Below are 15,282 nucleotides of genomic sequence, written 5' to 3'. Positions count from 1 at the left end.
ATGTGTTTTGATGTTGTTTGCTTTATACTTTGTGTTTGGAAAACTTGTTGGTAACGATTCTTCCGAGGATGCTCAGGATGAGTACGATGATGGTCAGGATTAATGCCGCAGCGTAGGCGCGGTCCTGCACATCGGCCGACGGACTGCTCAACTGGAAGAATACCGACAGGGGCAGCGTAGCGGCCGGTTGGCTCAGCGATGTGGGGATGCTATCCGAAAATCCGGCGGTAAACATCACCCCAGCAGCATCACCAATGGCTCGGCCGATGGATAATAATGTTGCGGTCGCAATGCCCGGTGCAATCTGTCGCACCACCACTTTGATGGTTTCGAGTCGGGTAGCGCCGAGCGAGTAGGAGGCATCCAGCAAATCACGCGGAAGCTGTCGTGCCACCTCGTCCATCGAGCGGATGAAGATGGGGATGATCAGCAGTGTGATGACCAGAATACCTCCTCCGAGTGATGTTTTCAATCCCAGGAAAATCATGATGGTAAAGGCAAATGCACCATACACGATGGAGGGAATGCCAAACAGGATGTCGAATGACAATCGTGCCAGATAGGCCAGTTTCGATTGTCGCGAGAGATATACATTCAGGTAAAAAACGACCGGAATACTGATAAGCAAGCCCAGCAGGGTAGAACCTCCCACGATGTACAGCGAACCGACAATCGCATTAAGCAGACCGCCTTCACCGCCGATGTAGAATCCTCCGCTCGGCAGCTTGGTAATCATGTCCCAGTTAAGCGCAGGCAGTCCCCGCTCCAGGATGGTATATAGGATGTTCCCGACAAAGGCAAACACCAACAGGGTAGCCAGTATCATCAGGACTTTGAATATTTTTTCTTCGATGAAGCGCATATCTTAATTTGTAAATTAGCAGATTAGAGAATTAGCAAATTTGAAGATTACAGGTTAAGGACCCTCAATCCTTCATTCCCTCAACCCCTCAAACCTTTTCAATTCGATGTAACACAATCCGTGACCCTGCATTAAACAGCAGCACTACGATAAACAGGAAGAATGCCGCCAGCATCAGGGCTGATTCATAAAGCGGAACAGAGAGCATTTCTCCGTAATTATTAGCGATCAATGCAGGTAGCGGGTAGCATGAGTCGAATAACGAATGCGGTATCTGGGGCAGGTTTCCGCACACCATCAACACGGCGATAGTTTCTCCGAAAGCGCGGGAAACGGCCAGCACCACTGCGGCGATAATACCCGGAAGGCTTTTGCGCAGGATGATCAGTTTGGTCGTTTGCCAAGGTGTCGCGCCCAGTGAAAGAGAAGCATCACGCAACTCACGCGGAACCGATGAAAATATCTCGATAAACAGGCTAACCAGTAGCGGCAGGATCATAACTCCCAACACGATACCGCCAGCCAGTGTGCTGTAGCCTGTGGCATATTCCACAAAATGAGGGGCCAGTTTCTCCGAAATCCAGGGCACGATGAGCAGGATTCCCCACACGCCATACACCACCGAAGGAAGTCCGGCCAGGATATCGAGGGCAGGAAATACCCATTTCTTAACGTATGTTTTGGAGTGCTCGGTCAGGAATATGGCTGTCAGCAAGGCAATCGGTAGAGCCAGAACAATAGCCAGTAGGGTAATCCAGAGCGTGCTGAGGATAAAGGGCAGGAACCCGAATTTTGCTTCGCCTGGTTTCCATTCTGATGAGGAGAGTAATTCCCAGAGGGATTTGGTTTCAAAGATGGGTGCCGATTTCAGGTATAGTCCGATGGCGATGGCAATTACCAGCAGCACAGAGGCAATGGTAATAACCAGCATGGTACCTCCGGCTATTTTTTCTTTGAGAATTCTGTTGTAAGCAATTGATGACATGATGTTGGGTGCGATTTTGTTTTTTGATGCAAGAGCTCAGGTCTGAGCCGTGCAATCTTTTTTGTTCATCGTTGAGCTCAATTATGAGGTTTTGGGTTTGTTTTCTTCATACTTGAGCTTAGTGATGAGCTTTTGAACCTTTTTTCCTTATCACTAAGCTTAGTGGCAGCCTTTTTTACTTCAGTTTAGCCAGATTAGCTTTCAGCTTGTCTTTATTCAATTGGATGTAACCCACGGCGTTGCTGTATTTTTGGCCTTCGGTCAGGATAAATTTCAGGAATTCGACTACCACCGGTTTTGGTTTACCGTTTGAAACCAGGTAAAGGTCACGGGCGGGAGGAGAAGGATATTTACCTCCGGCAATGGCACGGATTAGCTGGTTTGAATTGGCGTAAAACTGTTCGTCCGCATCTATTTTTCCATTATTATTAATGTCGATAGGCAAAACGAGGATGCCGGGATTCGGTTTTTTGCTCTTGATATCATAGGCATAAGAGATATTGTTGTAGCCAAATGCCAGCGGGTCCTTTTGCACGGCAGAGGCGATGCCCGGGTCACCGAAAACGGCGGTACCCTTCAGGTCTTCCTGTTTTTTGCCGAGGAATTTAGCCCAGGTTTCACCCGCGCCACAAGCATCCGAACGGGTATATAGGTGTACCGGGACGCTGCTTTTTACGCCGGTAATATCCCCCCAGTCGTTGAACTCTCCGGTGATAAAGAGCTTTTCAGCTGCCTTTTGAGAAATTCCCTTAGCCAGAAGCTCTTTGATTTTCGGGTTTTTCGCGTTGATGGTCGGCACCACGGCATCTTTAGCCACGGCGAATGCCAGAGCTCCTTTTTTGACTTCATCCGGGTGGATTTCGCGGGAAACCATGCCGAGGTCAACCACCTTTGCCAAAGCATCGGTGATTCCCTTACCTGCGCCACCGGCTGAAATGTCGATTTTTACTTTCGGGTGAAGTTTTTTGAACTCATCGGCCCATTTTACAGCCAATGGATAAAGAGCGAAGGCGCCCGATAGGGAAATTTCTCCTTGCAATTCGTTGCTTGCTGCTTTCGCTTTGAATGGCAAAGCCAGCAAAAGTGTCGCTAAAACGAGAAGTGAAGTGAATTTTTTCATCTGATGTGGGGTTTTAATGTTTCTTATTGACCTATATTTGTTAGAGGTAAATCTTTACTTGAAATTGATACTGCAAAGGTGGCCACTATACAGGCCGAAAAGAATACCCTGATTTAGGTATATCCATACTTAGTTTAGGGTAAATTGAAGTGAATTATGTTTGAAAACAGATTTTTTCCTACCGAAATGGTGGTGAAAAAGCCATAATTCCCCATTTTGCTTTACCTTTGCCAATGGATTAATACTAATCTTATGAAACGAGCTTGACGTAATGTTTATCAAAGTTGATGACATTGTATGCGACACCGATAGCTATCGGTACCATACGTAGCCCAAACAAAATAATTAATGACGTATGAATAAGCCCACATTTGTCTTAGCAGTCAATCAGGATCTCATCCGTTTGGGATTTGAATACCTGATACAAGCCGAAATCCGCAACCATCCTATTGAGATTGTAACCACCAAATCGGAATTACGTCGTGCATTGGCGATGAACGACCTTCCGGTAGTGATTGTTGATTTCGAGACCTTCGATTTTTCCGGGATTGATGAGGTTGCAACGCTGGCGCAGGCTTTTTCCGAATCCAAATGGCTGTTTGTCTCCGAGAAGGTCAATGAGACATTCGTGCTGCCTTTGACCTCAGCATTGCCGGGCGCCAACTTTATCCTCAAAACCAATACGCACGATATCGTAGTGGCGGCCCTTCAATCAACAATGGCCGGGAAGAAATACTTTTGCAGTGAAGCGCTTGATGTGATTCTTGAAGGACGCACCCGCAAGCACATTGACCATAAGAGTCTGCTGACACCTACTGAAAATGAGTTGGTGCAGCTGTTGGCACAAGGAAAAACCACCAAGGAGATTGCCGAAGAACGCTGCCTCAGCCACCATACGGTAAATACGCATCGCAAAAATATTTTCCGTAAACTGGAGGTAAACAGTGTGCAGGAGTTGATTAAATATGCGTTGAAGCACGGGTTGGTGGATTTGACTGAATATTATATATGACCTCCCCCTTCCCCTCCAAAGGAGGGGAGAAAGAGTCCGTTTTGAAACTGAGGAAACAGAATTAACTTACAAATATTAATGACCGCACTTTCCATCTCTCTCCCCTTAGGGGAGTCCCGATAGCTATCGGGATGGGGTGGGGTCTCTCTCTTATTATTATGCAAAAAGATTTCACTACCGGTATTATCAGTACCGGGTATTTCAAAAAAGACGCATACAATGCTTTGCAAATGCCGTTGTATGCCAATGCCGCCTACGAGTTTGAGTCTGCGGAAGCGATGGCGGATGCTTTTCAGGGTCGTTCGGCTGAACATACCTATTCACGTATCACCAATCCTACTGTTCAATATTTTGAACAAAGAGTACAAAAGATTACCGGTGCTGTCGGTGTGACGGCTTTAAACTCCGGGATGGCTGCCATTACTAATGTCATTCTTGAACTGGCCTATGCAGGGGCAAATATCGTGACCTCATCGCATCTTTTTGGTAATACATGGTCGTTACTCAGTAGTACGCTAGCTCCATTCGGACTCGAAACCCGCTTTTGCGACTTAACTAATCCCGAAGAAGTCGCGGCTAACGTGGATGAAAATACCTGTGCAATTTTCCTTGAAATCGTAACCAATCCGCACCTTGAAGTGGCTGACCTGAAGGCTTTGTCAGCTGTCGCTAAAAGCAAAAATGTACCATTGGTGGCCGATACGACCATTATCCCGTTTATTGATTTTCATGCGCAGGATTTTGGGGTAAATATTGAGATTGTTTCCAGTACAAAATATATTTCGGGCGGTGCGACAAGCATTGGCGGCCTGGTTATAGACTACGGCAATTTCAACTGGAAGCATTCGAAAAGATTGGAAGCATTTGCCAAACAATTCGGACCGATGGCTTTCACTGCAAAAATGCGCAAAGAGATTCACCGCAATGTAGGAGCTTATATGTCACCTCAAACGGCACAGTTGCAGACTCTCGGATTGGAGACCGTAGAATTGCGTTTCCGTCAGGCTTCCAATTCTGCAAAAGAGCTGGCAAAGCGAATGAAATCACTGACTGGTATTAAACATGTGAATCACATCGGATTGGAAGACCATCCTTACTACAGTATAAGCAAAGAGCAGTTTGGTGAATATACCGGAGCCATGTTCACCTTTACGCTTGACTCTCAGGAGGCATGTTTTGCATTTCTTGATAAACTGAAGCTGATACGTCGTGCTACAAATCTGTTTGACAACCGCACGTTGATTATCCATCCGGCTTCTACTATTTACGGCACATTTACGCAGGCTCAGCGTGACGAGATGGATATTGACGATTGTCTGATCCGTATTTCCATAGGGCTTGAGTCTGTTGATGATTTGTTGGCAGATATTAAGCAGGCGTTGGTATAACGTTTTGATTGTCTGTTTTTAAGATGAAATGTAATTAAACCGGGATTTTAATATTACTCTGGGGTTTTCGTTTAATCTGCCGGATACGTCTTTGTTTTTAGGTTCTCCCTTTAAATAAAGACGTGTCCAATGGATTTCGAAAATCCTTTTTTTGTATCATATACTATAGCAATAGCTTCATATTAGTTTTTGTCTTTATTTAAAACCAGTATAAACAAAATAGTATTCTTGTTGTTTTTAATATAGAAGATCGAATGAAAGAAAGACATAGTCAGTTCTGTATTTATATTAAAGGCTATTGATCTATAAGCTGAATTTTATTACGTTGTTTTGTATTGTTTGCGCAGATATTCTGTGAGTTGAAAAGTATTATTTTTTGTTGTCTGACCTGTTGATTTAAACTCAGGTCTGACCGTTATAAGAGTAACTCTGTATATGTGATTAGGCTATTGTCCTGTTTCTGAAGATAGAATATGATTTAGCCATTTTATTTTGATTATAACGTAAGATTTAACCTAAACCTTTTTTGTGATGTTGTCGGCGATTAGATTTCTAATACTCGCCCTTTGTTGCTACTCTCATTTTACACTTACTAAAGGGCAGTCTGTGCGAACACTCTACACCAGTCATGCTAATGATAATTGGTTTATGAGTGCTGGAATTGGAAACAGCGTGTATCTGGGTGAAGATATTTATCACAATCAGCTTGTTTTCAAAGATGTGATCATTCCAAATATTAATGTTAATGGAGGAAAGTGGCTGACACCATCGGTCGGAGTCAGGATGGTAGCTGGTTTCTGCTCTTTGGGCGGTGAGAATCCACGGTCTTATCTCAAAGTAAAGGAGGATCCGGTCAAAGAACGGATTAATATTCTGGAAGGACATCTCAATCTGATGGTGGATGTATTCAATCTTTTCGACAGCTACAACCGACATCGGAAAATAACAGTAATTACTTATGCAGGTCCGGGAGCTACACGTACGGTTAATAGTCTCAATTTTCCCCAGAATTTTCATCTGAATCTAAAAGCAGGAGGAGTGGTGAAATATAACCTGAGTGAAGCTTTATCCGTATTTACGGATATACAGGGGACGGTCATACCAGTTAGTTATCAGGCTAATAAAGACTTTGATTATGATGGGCTTGTGACTGTGTCAGCAGGAATTAGTTATGTATTTAAGGGTAAAAAGAGAGGGTTTATACCTGTTCAGTATTACCTGACCGAAGCTGTTGCTGTTACTAACGAAGAATAAAAAAACGTGATTCAAAATATAATCTATTTTGAATCACGTTCCTATCTTATCTTAAAAATGAATGCGCTTAAATAATCTCACCGCTACCGTAGCATAGTTTACTTTCGGTATCGTAAAGCACGCCGAATTGCCCGGCTGCAATACCCTGGATCTTCTCTTCAGAACGGATGCGATAAATGTCTCCGATTTTCTCCAGTGTACCTTTTGTAAATTCAGGAGTGTGGCGGATTTTAAACGTAATATCCCGCTCTCCTGCGAACTCTCCAAACGGATCTCCGCTGATAAAGTTAAATCCTTTCAGGTTAACCACATTACCGTATTGCGTTTCGGGATCATATCCGTTAGATACGAAGATGACGTTATTCTCAATATCCTTCTTCACCACAAACCACGGACCTCCGCTGAGACCGATACCTTTGCGCTGGCCGATGGTGTGAAACCAGAACCCGCGGTGTGAGCCTAGTACCTTGCCGGTCTCAAGCTCCACAATCTTACCCGGTTTTTCCCCCAGATATCGCTTGATGAAGTCGTTATAGTGAATCTTTCCAAGGAAGCAGATTCCCTGGCTATCCTTACGCTGGGCGCTGATCAGGCGGGCTTCTTCGGCAATGCGACGCACTTCACTTTTTTCATAACTCCCGATGGGGAACATGATTTTGGAAAGTTGCTGTTGTGTAATCTGTCCGAGGAAGTAGGTCTGGTCTTTTACTGCATCTTTAGCGGTAGAAAGGTAGAGTTTACCGTCATGTTCTGTTGTGGTAGCATAGTGACCGGTTGTGATTTTATCAAACTCCTTGCCCCAGTTCTGCTCAAAGTAGCCGAACTTAATCATTTTGTTACACATCATGTCGGGGTTGGGCGTGAGGCCGCGTCTTACATTCTCGATGGTGTAAGATACGACATGCTCCCAGTACTCTTCGTGCAACGATACCATTTCCACACGGCAACCGTACTTTTTGGCAAGCCAGTTCACGATTACCATATCGTCCTCTGCCGGACAATCGATGTAACCGTGCTCGTCTTCCATTCCGATTTTGATGTAAAAGATCGTTGGGTCGTAACCCTGTTCTTTCAACAAATGGACGGTTACGGAGCTGTCCACTCCTCCCGATACCAATGCTGCAATTTCCATAAAAACTCCTTTTGCTATAATTTTTGGACGTGCAAAGATACAATCAAAGCTGTCCGGATTATCTTAATGTATGTAATTTAGTCTTGGCTTTGAGCTATTTAACTAAAAGAGGGTCTGCTTTCTACCCAAAGTTATAGAAAAGAAAAACGTTTGACTATCATTCAGATAATCAAACGTTTACTTCGTTGTCCCACAAGGATTCGAACCCAGACTAACAGAACCAAAATCTGCTGTGCTACCATTACACCATGGGACAATCACATTGCAAAAGTAGTGCTTTTTTCTGAATCTGCAATACAAATGAACTGTATTTGCTCTCTGGAACGCCCATTTAGAAAGGGTTTCATGGCTATTTTATTGCTTTTCAGAAAGATAAGATGGAGGTTTTTTGCATGAAAAATCTGTTAAAATAATTTGGCGCGATTGAACATAACCATGAGTGGCGATGTTTACCGAATTATTTATCCAAAAATGAAGATGTGATGGAATTCAAAATGTATGTCCCCCCGAAGAAATTTTCACTCAAAGAGGTTGTATCTTATGCAGACGGCTCTGTAGTCAGCAAACAATCCATTAAACAGTCCGGTGGAAATGTTACTTTTTTTGCCTTTGATAAAGGAGAAGGGCTGAGCGAACATACGGCACCGTTTGATGCCATGGTGGTGGTCATTGAGGGGCTGGCAAAGATTACCATCGACGGACAGCCTTACGAGCTGACCGAAGGTGAGGCTATCGTCATGCCCGCACACATTCCGCACGCTGTTTTTGCTACCGAAAAGTTTAAAATGATGTTGGTGATGGTGAAGGGGGATAAGAAATAAATCTTTGAAAAGCAAATAGAAAAGCTGTCCGGATTTTTAATTCCAGGCAGCTTTTCTATTTTTAAGTCCGGTCAAAATCTTTGTAGATTTAGTTACGTTTTTCCTTTTCCAATTGTTTTACTGCCCAATAATCAAACCAGTTGAATGAAAGCCAATGTCTGTTAGTCACTCTTTGTCGATAATTTGTATCCAGATTATCCCTTTGGTTTAATGGAACATAGATAAGAGTCTGATCTGATAGTTGGTACTTATTGTAGTTGGCATCTGTTTGGTTGTGAAAATGATTATATGATGCAATCATCAAATCCCAATTGAATAGTCCGAAAAGTATCAGTGCAGCGTAAATACCCCACATACTTTTACGAATAAAGTAGAAGAAGGATTGTCTGTTTTTAATCTTTATTGCAAGATAAACGAGCATGATTCCAGTTAGGATAAGGAACATGAATACACCTATTCGTTTATAAGTAAGGCCCCACTCACTGATGTAAAAGATGTTTCGAAGAGCGACGGACATGAGCAGAAATCCATTTTGATAAATCCAGATATACGATAAAATCTTTAATTGCCGGTTATTTCTGATGAAATTGAGATTTCCCCTGAAAGTAATTAATAATACCCCAACTGAAATCAGCACACTAAAAATCAATGAGTAAGTCCCTGTGTGGACAAAGTGGGAGAGGTCTCCCGGGTCTTCAGGGGTAATTCCTATCCAGACAGTTGACACGTCAGTGAGATTTACGACAAGTAACAATGCATTAAGTATAACTATACTCCACCATTGTGTTTTATATTCTTCCTTTAATCCCATACTCATATAATCAGAGACCAACTTTTCTTTTTTTCGTAATTGGATATCGCTTTGTTCGACCTCCCACTTTGATAGGGTTGACTCCTGGAAACGGAGAAAAAAGAGTGAAAGGAATAATAAAACAAAAAGGTAATGGATAATATCGAACGGTTTGATTGTCTTGAAAATCAATTCTATGAAATTGTTTAATGGAATAAAGATACCCTCACATAAGTGTCTGAACTGCTGGTTCGCAGAAGTGAAGATGAGAAAAAATATGATGAAAAGCATACCAATGATACTTATGCGGAGTAATTTGTTTCCGATCCTGTTTTTTAAATTCTTTGTTTTGTTTTTGTAAAATAGAGTCTGAATCACATCTCCCAATAATCTTAGATCCAGTACGATTCCTTTACCCCAATGGATTAGAAATGAAAGTCCCGCTGATGGCCATAACCTTAATTTGGGGGATTGGGTAACGCTCAAAAAAGTAAGCATACTCATGTAGTAAATGCTTTTGCTAAAGATGTTTCCGTTAATTACAACACCCACTGTGCTGACAAAGAATGCCAATGCCAGCCACTTAACTATCGGAAGATTCCGTTGTTCCGGTTTGTATAAGTAAATCATACCGATGAGTAAAACTGAGAATATAAGAGTGTTAATTCCAAGTTCCTGATACCACATAAGCAAACAATACAGGCTTGAGCCTGCAAGAAGACCGGCGAATAATTTTACGTTTTTCATATTGATGTATTGTTTATAAAGTACTCTGAAATGCAAAGTGAATGTGCAAAAAAATTATCCCATACTTTTAAGTAAGGCTTCAAGGCCGTTAATGTGCTCTTCGAAAGCAATTTTACCAGCATCGGTAATGTGGTAGGTTGTATTGGGTTTTTTACCTACAAATTGCTTACGAACTTCAATATACCCCAATTCTTCCAACCCCTTGATGTGGCTGGAGAGATTACCGTCTGTCAGGTTCAGCCATGATTTAAGGGAGTTAAAGTCAACGCTTTCATTGACCATAAGCGTTGACATTATCCCTAATCGAACTTTACTTTCGAAGGCTTTATTGAGCTTTTCAATCGGGTTTTTCATTCGACGGCTTTTTCGTATTTGAAATACATTACGATTCCATAGATGATGTGAAGAAGTCCAAATCCTAAACACCAGATTTCAAGAGAGTATTCGGTAAGAAAACAATTCACAAATCCTGTAGCCAGAAATGAATAACCAAGGAAACGAATGTCCCGGTAGGTGTAATGTGAAGCATTAACCATTGCCAGTCCATAAAACAAAAGCATTACAGTTGTAATATACTGTGAATGGTCAGATATTCCCATAGCTATTGATAGGATTCCTCCTGGTAAAAGTCCTGTAAATAAGGTCTTATGTATTTTTATAGCCGTAGCTGAGAATATGGAATCGCCCTTTTTACGGGCTTTTCGTTTAGATAGAATGACGGCTGTTAATACAGATATCAGAAGTATAACTATTGCTATAGCTGCAACATAAATTTTACGCTCTGTCGTATGGAGAGCAGTCATTTCTAATAAAATATAGTGAATGGAATATGCCCCCAAAAGAGCATAACAACCAATAAATACTCCTGATATACCGCTTAAAGATAGGCATTTGGAGGAGCGGTTCATCATTTCTCGAATCTCCTTTATAGATTCTAATGCTTCGTCGTTTTTCATAAGATAAAGTACTTTGAAATGCAAAGTAATGGGATAAGAATTTATTATGCAAGAAAAAAGAGAGAAAATAAATGGGAAATATATATCAATAAAAAAGTGTTCGGTCAATCACAATCGCAGCAACACGCTTTACCTTTTGCTTTTTCAAAGGCTTCTTTCCCTTCCATAATGGAGAAATAAATCAAACCAGCCGCACCGATTGCATCAGCATAGGCAAATCCGGTTAGTTCGTAAATCAGGCTTGACATCAATAATACTACCGACATATAGACGCACACCCTGGTGCAATTGGCATCGGCAAGGATGGGTGAGGAATCGAGCTGGTGTCCGATCAGCTTTTTGGCATTCATCAGCCATATCATTACCAGGATGGAGATCAGCGAAATCACAATTCCCCAGAGGGTAGTTTCCGGTTTGTGGTGTGTGATGATATTTACCACAATTCCCGCCAGCAAACCTGCTGATAAGAGATAAAATGCCGTACCGGTGATTTTGAGCGCCGTGATTTCGAAATAGCTCTTCGGGCTATCCGGATTTTTACCGATACGGCGAATCATCACCGCAATGCCAATGCCCGACATCACCTCAATAAAACTATCCACCCCGAAGCCAAATAGCGTCAACGTATCATCGGAATATCCCAGAATCATCGAAACAACTCCTTCGACTACATTATAGAAGATGGTGAAGAGGCTCAGTGCATAAGCCTTTTTGTAGAGTATTTGTTCCTTTTCAGTCATAGCTTTGTTTTTAATTTTTCAGAACAAACTTACTTCTAAAAGGTTTGTATTGTACTGTTTCAATTAGTTTTAGTCATTAAACCTGTAAATCTTATAAGTAAATAGTCTGATAGTATAACAAATTCCGCTCAATGCGGCTTTAACTTTGCAATCAGGATAAAGTGCCGAAGGGATTCAATCCCTCAATTAATCAATCCCTCAAACCCTAACATGTATGTCAACCATAAAGAAAAGTTTCCCGGTCATGGGAATGAGTTGCGCCTCCTGCTCAGCCAGCGTGGAGAGCGTGCTGAAGATGCAGCAAGGAGTATCGTCCGTTTCGGTCAATTTGGCCAATGCCATGGCGATGATTGAATACGACCCGAACAAAACCTCGCCCGAAGCATTGAAATCGGTATTGAATAATGTCGGCTACGACTTGTTGGTTGAAGAAGAGGCAGGCGAGCAAGTGGAAGAGATTCACCGCACACAATATATACAGATGCAGCGTAACACGATTCTGGCCGGAGTCTTCTCCGTGCCGGTGGTGATTATCGGAATGTTGCTGATGGATATCCCTTATGCCAACTGGATTATGATGGCATTGACCCTGCCTGTGCTGACTATCTTTGGCCGGAAGTTTTTTGTCAATGCCACTCGTCTGGCACTGAAAGGGCGTTCCAATATGGATACGCTGGTCGCTATGAGCACCGGCATTGCTTTTCTTTTCAGCCTTTTCAACACGGTTTACCCCGAATTTTGGCACAGTCGCGGTTTGCATCCGCATGTCTATTACGAGGCTTCGGCGGTGGTGATTGCCTTTGTGATGTTGGGCAAATTATTGGAAGAGCGGGCAAAGTCCGTGACTTCTTCAGCTATAAAGAAACTCATCGGCCTGCAACCCAAAACCGTTACGCTCGTAGCCGAAGGTGAGCCGGAAATGGAGATCCCCGTCTCGCAGGTGAAGGTCGGTTTCAGACTATTGGTGAAACCGGGCGAACGGATAGCTGTTGATGGCGTAATTGTTTCCGGCACTTCATTTGTGGACGAAAGCACCATAACGGGAGAATCATTGCCCGTTGAGAAAATGCCCGGAGATAAAATTTTTGCCGGGACGGTCAATCAAAAAGGTAGTTTCGTCTTTGAAGCAGAAAAGGTGGGGGGTGAAACGATATTGGCACAAATCATCAAAATGGTGCAGGAGGCGCAGGGAAGCAAAGCTCCGGTGCAGAAATTGGTGGATAAAATAGCCGGAATCTTTGTGCCGGTGATTCTTTTGATCGCAATCCTGAGCTTTACACTCTGGATGATTTTTGGTGGGGAAAATGCTTTTACACAAGCGTTGCTGGCGATGGTGACGGTATTGGTGATTGCCTGTCCTTGCGCTCTTGGACTTGCCACGCCCACGGCGATTATGGTGGGAATGGGCAAAGGCGCTTCGCAGGGAATCCTGATTAAAGATGCTGAGAGCCTGGAGCTGGCTCTTCGTGTGAATGCTGTGGTGCTGGACAAAACCGGAACCATCACGGAGGGAAAACCGGAAGTGACCGATCTGTTGTGGACGGTTCCTGACGAAGAGCAAAAGGACTCGGGGCAGATTTTGTTATCCATCGAAAAGCAGTCTGAACATCCCTTGGCAGAAGCGGTCATTCATGCGTTGCCAGACAGCGGGGAAAGACTGCCTTTGTCTCGCTTTGAAAGCCTCACGGGGAAAGGTGTTCAGGCAGAATATAAGGATCAAAACTATTTCGTGGGGAATGAAAAGCTTTGTCGTGAAGCGGACGTATCGATAGCTGATGACATGCAACGTCAAATCGAATCGTGGCAACAACAGGCCAAAACGGTCGTTTTCTTTTCCCGGGAAAATGAATTACTGGCTGCTTTTGCCATTGCCGACCGGATAAAACCGACCTCTACTGAAGCCATTCGCGACCTGCAAAACGAAGGCATCGAAGTTTATATGCTGACCGGTGACCATGAACAGACGGCACGGGCTGTTGCCCAATCGGTTGGAGTCAATCATTTCCAATCCGAAGTGATGCCTGCTGATAAAGCCGGATTTATCCAACAACTTCAACGAGAGGGTAAAATAGTCGCGATGGTGGGGGACGGCATCAACGATTCGCACGCATTGGCACAGGCTGATGTTAGTATTGCGATGGGGAAAGGCTCCGACATTGCGATGGATGTGGCCAAGATGACCATTATTTCCTCAGACCTTCGCCTGATTTTACAAGCCATTCGCCTGTCCAAACAGACGGTGCGCACCATACACCAGAATCTCTTTTGGGCATTTATCTATAACCTCATCGGGATTCCAATCGCTGCGGGTGCACTTTATCCGGTGTTCGGATTTATGCTGAATCCGATGATTGCCGGGGCGGCGATGGCGTTTAGCTCGGTGTCGGTGGTGACGAATAGCCTCCGATTGAAGGGAATGAAGGATTGAGGGGGTGAGGGAGACCCCACCCGGCCTCCCCAAAGGGGAGGAGTCGAACCGAATGCTGACTTTAGTAATCCTGAAGGGATTGAATTTCAATAACCACGGGTAAAACCCGTGGAAAAAAAACACTAAGCAAAACTGAACCCTGAAAGGGTTCAACCTCAGATAACAAAGCATTTTACAAACAAACAAAAAACAATAGATTATGGCAACATTAAAATTCAAAACCAGCCTCAACTGCAACAACTGTGTAGCAAAAGTATCAGCCCTGCTCGATAAACTGGTCGGTGACGGAAACTGGAGCGTAGATGTAACTGTTCCTGCCAAAGTATTGACAGTGGAACCCGATTCCGTAGCTGCGGAAGAAATTATTGGCGCGTTGAATGGCTTCGGTTATCAGGCCGAAAAGATTGATTAACTCTTCATTTTCAGGAAACAAAAGAGAAAAGCCCTACTTTTGAGAAAAAGAATCCGTGACCGATGAAGATATACGTCAAAAATATGGTGTGCAACCGTTGCGTCATGGCGCTTGACGGGCTGCTTAAGGAGTTGGGATTTCCTGCCAGCTCCATTGACTTGGGTATGGTGGAACTTGACCGGGAATTAACAAGCGGACAAATGGATTTACTGGCTGTGCGTTTGAAAGAACTGGGCTTTGAGCTCATTGAGAATACGCCGGAACGGATGGTGGAAAGGATCAAAAATGCCGTAGTGAAGTTGGTGCATTATTCCGAGGAGCAGCCTAAAACGAACTATTCTGAATTTATCGAAAGCCAGCTGAACCGCGATTACACCTACCTGAGTAATCTTTTCTCCGAGATGGAAGGCATGACCATAGAGCGTTATATCATTTTGCAAAAGATAGAACGGGTGAAGGAGTTGCTTGCCTATGAAGAGCTTTCGCTGGCTGAAATATCCGATAAAATGGGGTACAGCAGCGTGGCCTATCTCTCCAGCCGCTTCAAAAAGGAGACCGGAATGACTCCGTCGCACTACAAGCAGTTGAAGGTAAAGCCCCGGAAACCACTGGATGAGGTTTAAATGAGAACTTTG

The 15,282-nt window shown here is 43.5% G+C and carries 15 protein-coding genes and 1 tRNA gene; 7 read left to right on the top strand and 9 right to left on the bottom strand.

Going from position 1 to position 15,282, the window contains the following annotated elements; all coding sequences use genetic code 11:
• Positions 1-22: 22 nt before the first annotated feature.
• The 3 genes from MLE17_RS01210 to MLE17_RS01200 form a co-directional block, all read right to left on the bottom strand.
• A complete protein-coding gene (locus MLE17_RS01210) occupies positions 23-862 on the bottom strand; it encodes a PstA family ABC transporter permease (protein ID WP_243345569.1) in 840 nt (279 codons plus the stop codon).
• An 88-nt stretch (positions 863-950) separates the two neighbouring features.
• Entirely contained in the window at positions 951-1,847 is an 897-nt protein-coding gene (gene pstC / locus MLE17_RS01205; RefSeq protein ID WP_243345568.1) for a phosphate ABC transporter permease subunit PstC, read from the bottom strand.
• 175 nt (positions 1,848-2,022) lie between these two features.
• Complete coding sequence (locus MLE17_RS01200; protein ID WP_243345567.1) at positions 2,023-2,967, bottom strand: PstS family phosphate ABC transporter substrate-binding protein; 945 nt, start codon at positions 2,965-2,967, stop codon at positions 2,023-2,025.
• A 355-nt stretch (positions 2,968-3,322) separates the two neighbouring features.
• Between MLE17_RS01200 and MLE17_RS01195 the strand changes: the two genes are divergently transcribed.
• The 3 genes from MLE17_RS01195 (at position 3,323) to MLE17_RS01185 (ending at position 6,621) form a co-directional block, all read left to right on the top strand.
• A complete protein-coding gene (locus MLE17_RS01195) occupies positions 3,323-3,979 on the top strand; it encodes a response regulator transcription factor (RefSeq protein WP_243345566.1) in 657 nt (218 codons plus the stop codon).
• Positions 3,980-4,134: 155 nt separating this feature from the next.
• Positions 4,135-5,367, top strand: a complete 1,233-nt coding sequence (locus tag MLE17_RS01190) for a PLP-dependent transferase (protein WP_243347074.1) — start codon at positions 4,135-4,137, stop codon at positions 5,365-5,367.
• Between the two features lie 648 nt (positions 5,368-6,015).
• Entirely contained in the window at positions 6,016-6,621 is a 606-nt protein-coding gene (locus MLE17_RS01185; RefSeq protein ID WP_243345565.1) for a hypothetical protein, read from the top strand.
• Positions 6,622-6,688: 67 nt separating this feature from the next.
• Here MLE17_RS01185 and mnmA read toward each other — a convergent pair whose 3' ends face one another.
• Positions 6,689-7,753 carry a tRNA 2-thiouridine(34) synthase MnmA gene (gene mnmA / locus MLE17_RS01180; protein WP_243345564.1) on the bottom strand — a complete coding sequence of 355 codons (1,065 nt, stop codon included), beginning with the start codon at positions 7,751-7,753 and terminating at the stop codon, positions 6,689-6,691.
• Positions 7,754-7,938: 185 nt separating this feature from the next.
• Positions 7,939-8,009 (bottom strand) — tRNA-Gln (locus tag MLE17_RS01175).
• Positions 8,010-8,235: 226 nt separating this feature from the next.
• On the opposite strand from MLE17_RS01175, the gene MLE17_RS01170 reads away from it, so the two are divergent.
• Positions 8,236-8,574: a cupin domain-containing protein gene (locus MLE17_RS01170; protein WP_243345563.1), complete on the top strand. Its 339-nt coding sequence runs from the start codon at positions 8,236-8,238 to the stop codon at positions 8,572-8,574.
• An 88-nt stretch (positions 8,575-8,662) separates the two neighbouring features.
• On the opposite strand, the gene MLE17_RS01165 is transcribed toward MLE17_RS01170, so the two are convergent.
• The 4 genes from MLE17_RS01165 to MLE17_RS01150 all read right to left on the bottom strand — a co-directional run bounded on the left by MLE17_RS01165 (position 8,663) and on the right by MLE17_RS01150 (position 11,807).
• Positions 8,663-10,111 carry a DUF4173 domain-containing protein gene (locus MLE17_RS01165; RefSeq protein ID WP_243345562.1) on the bottom strand — a complete coding sequence of 483 codons (1,449 nt, stop codon included), beginning with the start codon at positions 10,109-10,111 and terminating at the stop codon, positions 8,663-8,665.
• Positions 10,112-10,165: 54 nt separating this feature from the next.
• Positions 10,166-10,465: a winged helix-turn-helix domain-containing protein gene (locus tag MLE17_RS01160; protein WP_243345561.1), complete on the bottom strand. Its 300-nt coding sequence runs from the start codon at positions 10,463-10,465 to the stop codon at positions 10,166-10,168.
• Positions 10,462-11,067, bottom strand: coding sequence for a hypothetical protein (locus MLE17_RS01155; protein ID WP_243345560.1), 606 nt, complete (start codon positions 11,065-11,067; stop codon positions 10,462-10,464). The genes MLE17_RS01160 and MLE17_RS01155 overlap by 4 nt, the downstream gene beginning before the upstream one ends.
• A gap of 104 nt (positions 11,068-11,171) precedes the next feature.
• Positions 11,172-11,807 carry a cation transporter gene (locus tag MLE17_RS01150; RefSeq protein ID WP_243345559.1) on the bottom strand — a complete coding sequence of 212 codons (636 nt, stop codon included), beginning with the start codon at positions 11,805-11,807 and terminating at the stop codon, positions 11,172-11,174.
• A 214-nt stretch (positions 11,808-12,021) separates the two neighbouring features.
• Here MLE17_RS01150 and MLE17_RS01145 point away from each other — a divergent pair, with 214 nt between their 5' ends.
• The 3 genes from MLE17_RS01145 to MLE17_RS01135 all read left to right on the top strand — a co-directional run bounded on the left by MLE17_RS01145 (position 12,022) and on the right by MLE17_RS01135 (position 15,270).
• The gene (locus MLE17_RS01145) at positions 12,022-14,235 is read left to right on the top strand and encodes a heavy metal translocating P-type ATPase (protein WP_243345558.1); all 2,214 of its coding nucleotides are present in this window, start codon (positions 12,022-12,024) and stop codon (positions 14,233-14,235) included.
• Between the two features lie 199 nt (positions 14,236-14,434).
• Positions 14,435-14,647 carry a heavy-metal-associated domain-containing protein gene (locus tag MLE17_RS01140; protein ID WP_243345557.1) on the top strand — a complete coding sequence of 71 codons (213 nt, stop codon included), beginning with the start codon at positions 14,435-14,437 and terminating at the stop codon, positions 14,645-14,647.
• 62 nt (positions 14,648-14,709) lie between these two features.
• Positions 14,710-15,270 carry a helix-turn-helix domain-containing protein gene (locus tag MLE17_RS01135; RefSeq protein ID WP_243345556.1) on the top strand — a complete coding sequence of 187 codons (561 nt, stop codon included), beginning with the start codon at positions 14,710-14,712 and terminating at the stop codon, positions 15,268-15,270.
• Positions 15,271-15,282 lie beyond the last annotated feature (12 nt).

The sequence above is a fragment of the Parabacteroides sp. FAFU027 genome (assembly GCF_022808675.1).
Lineage (GTDB): Bacteria > Bacteroidota > Bacteroidia > Bacteroidales > UBA7332 > CAXXIC01.
This window is presented reverse-complemented; position numbering and strand designations above follow the sequence as displayed.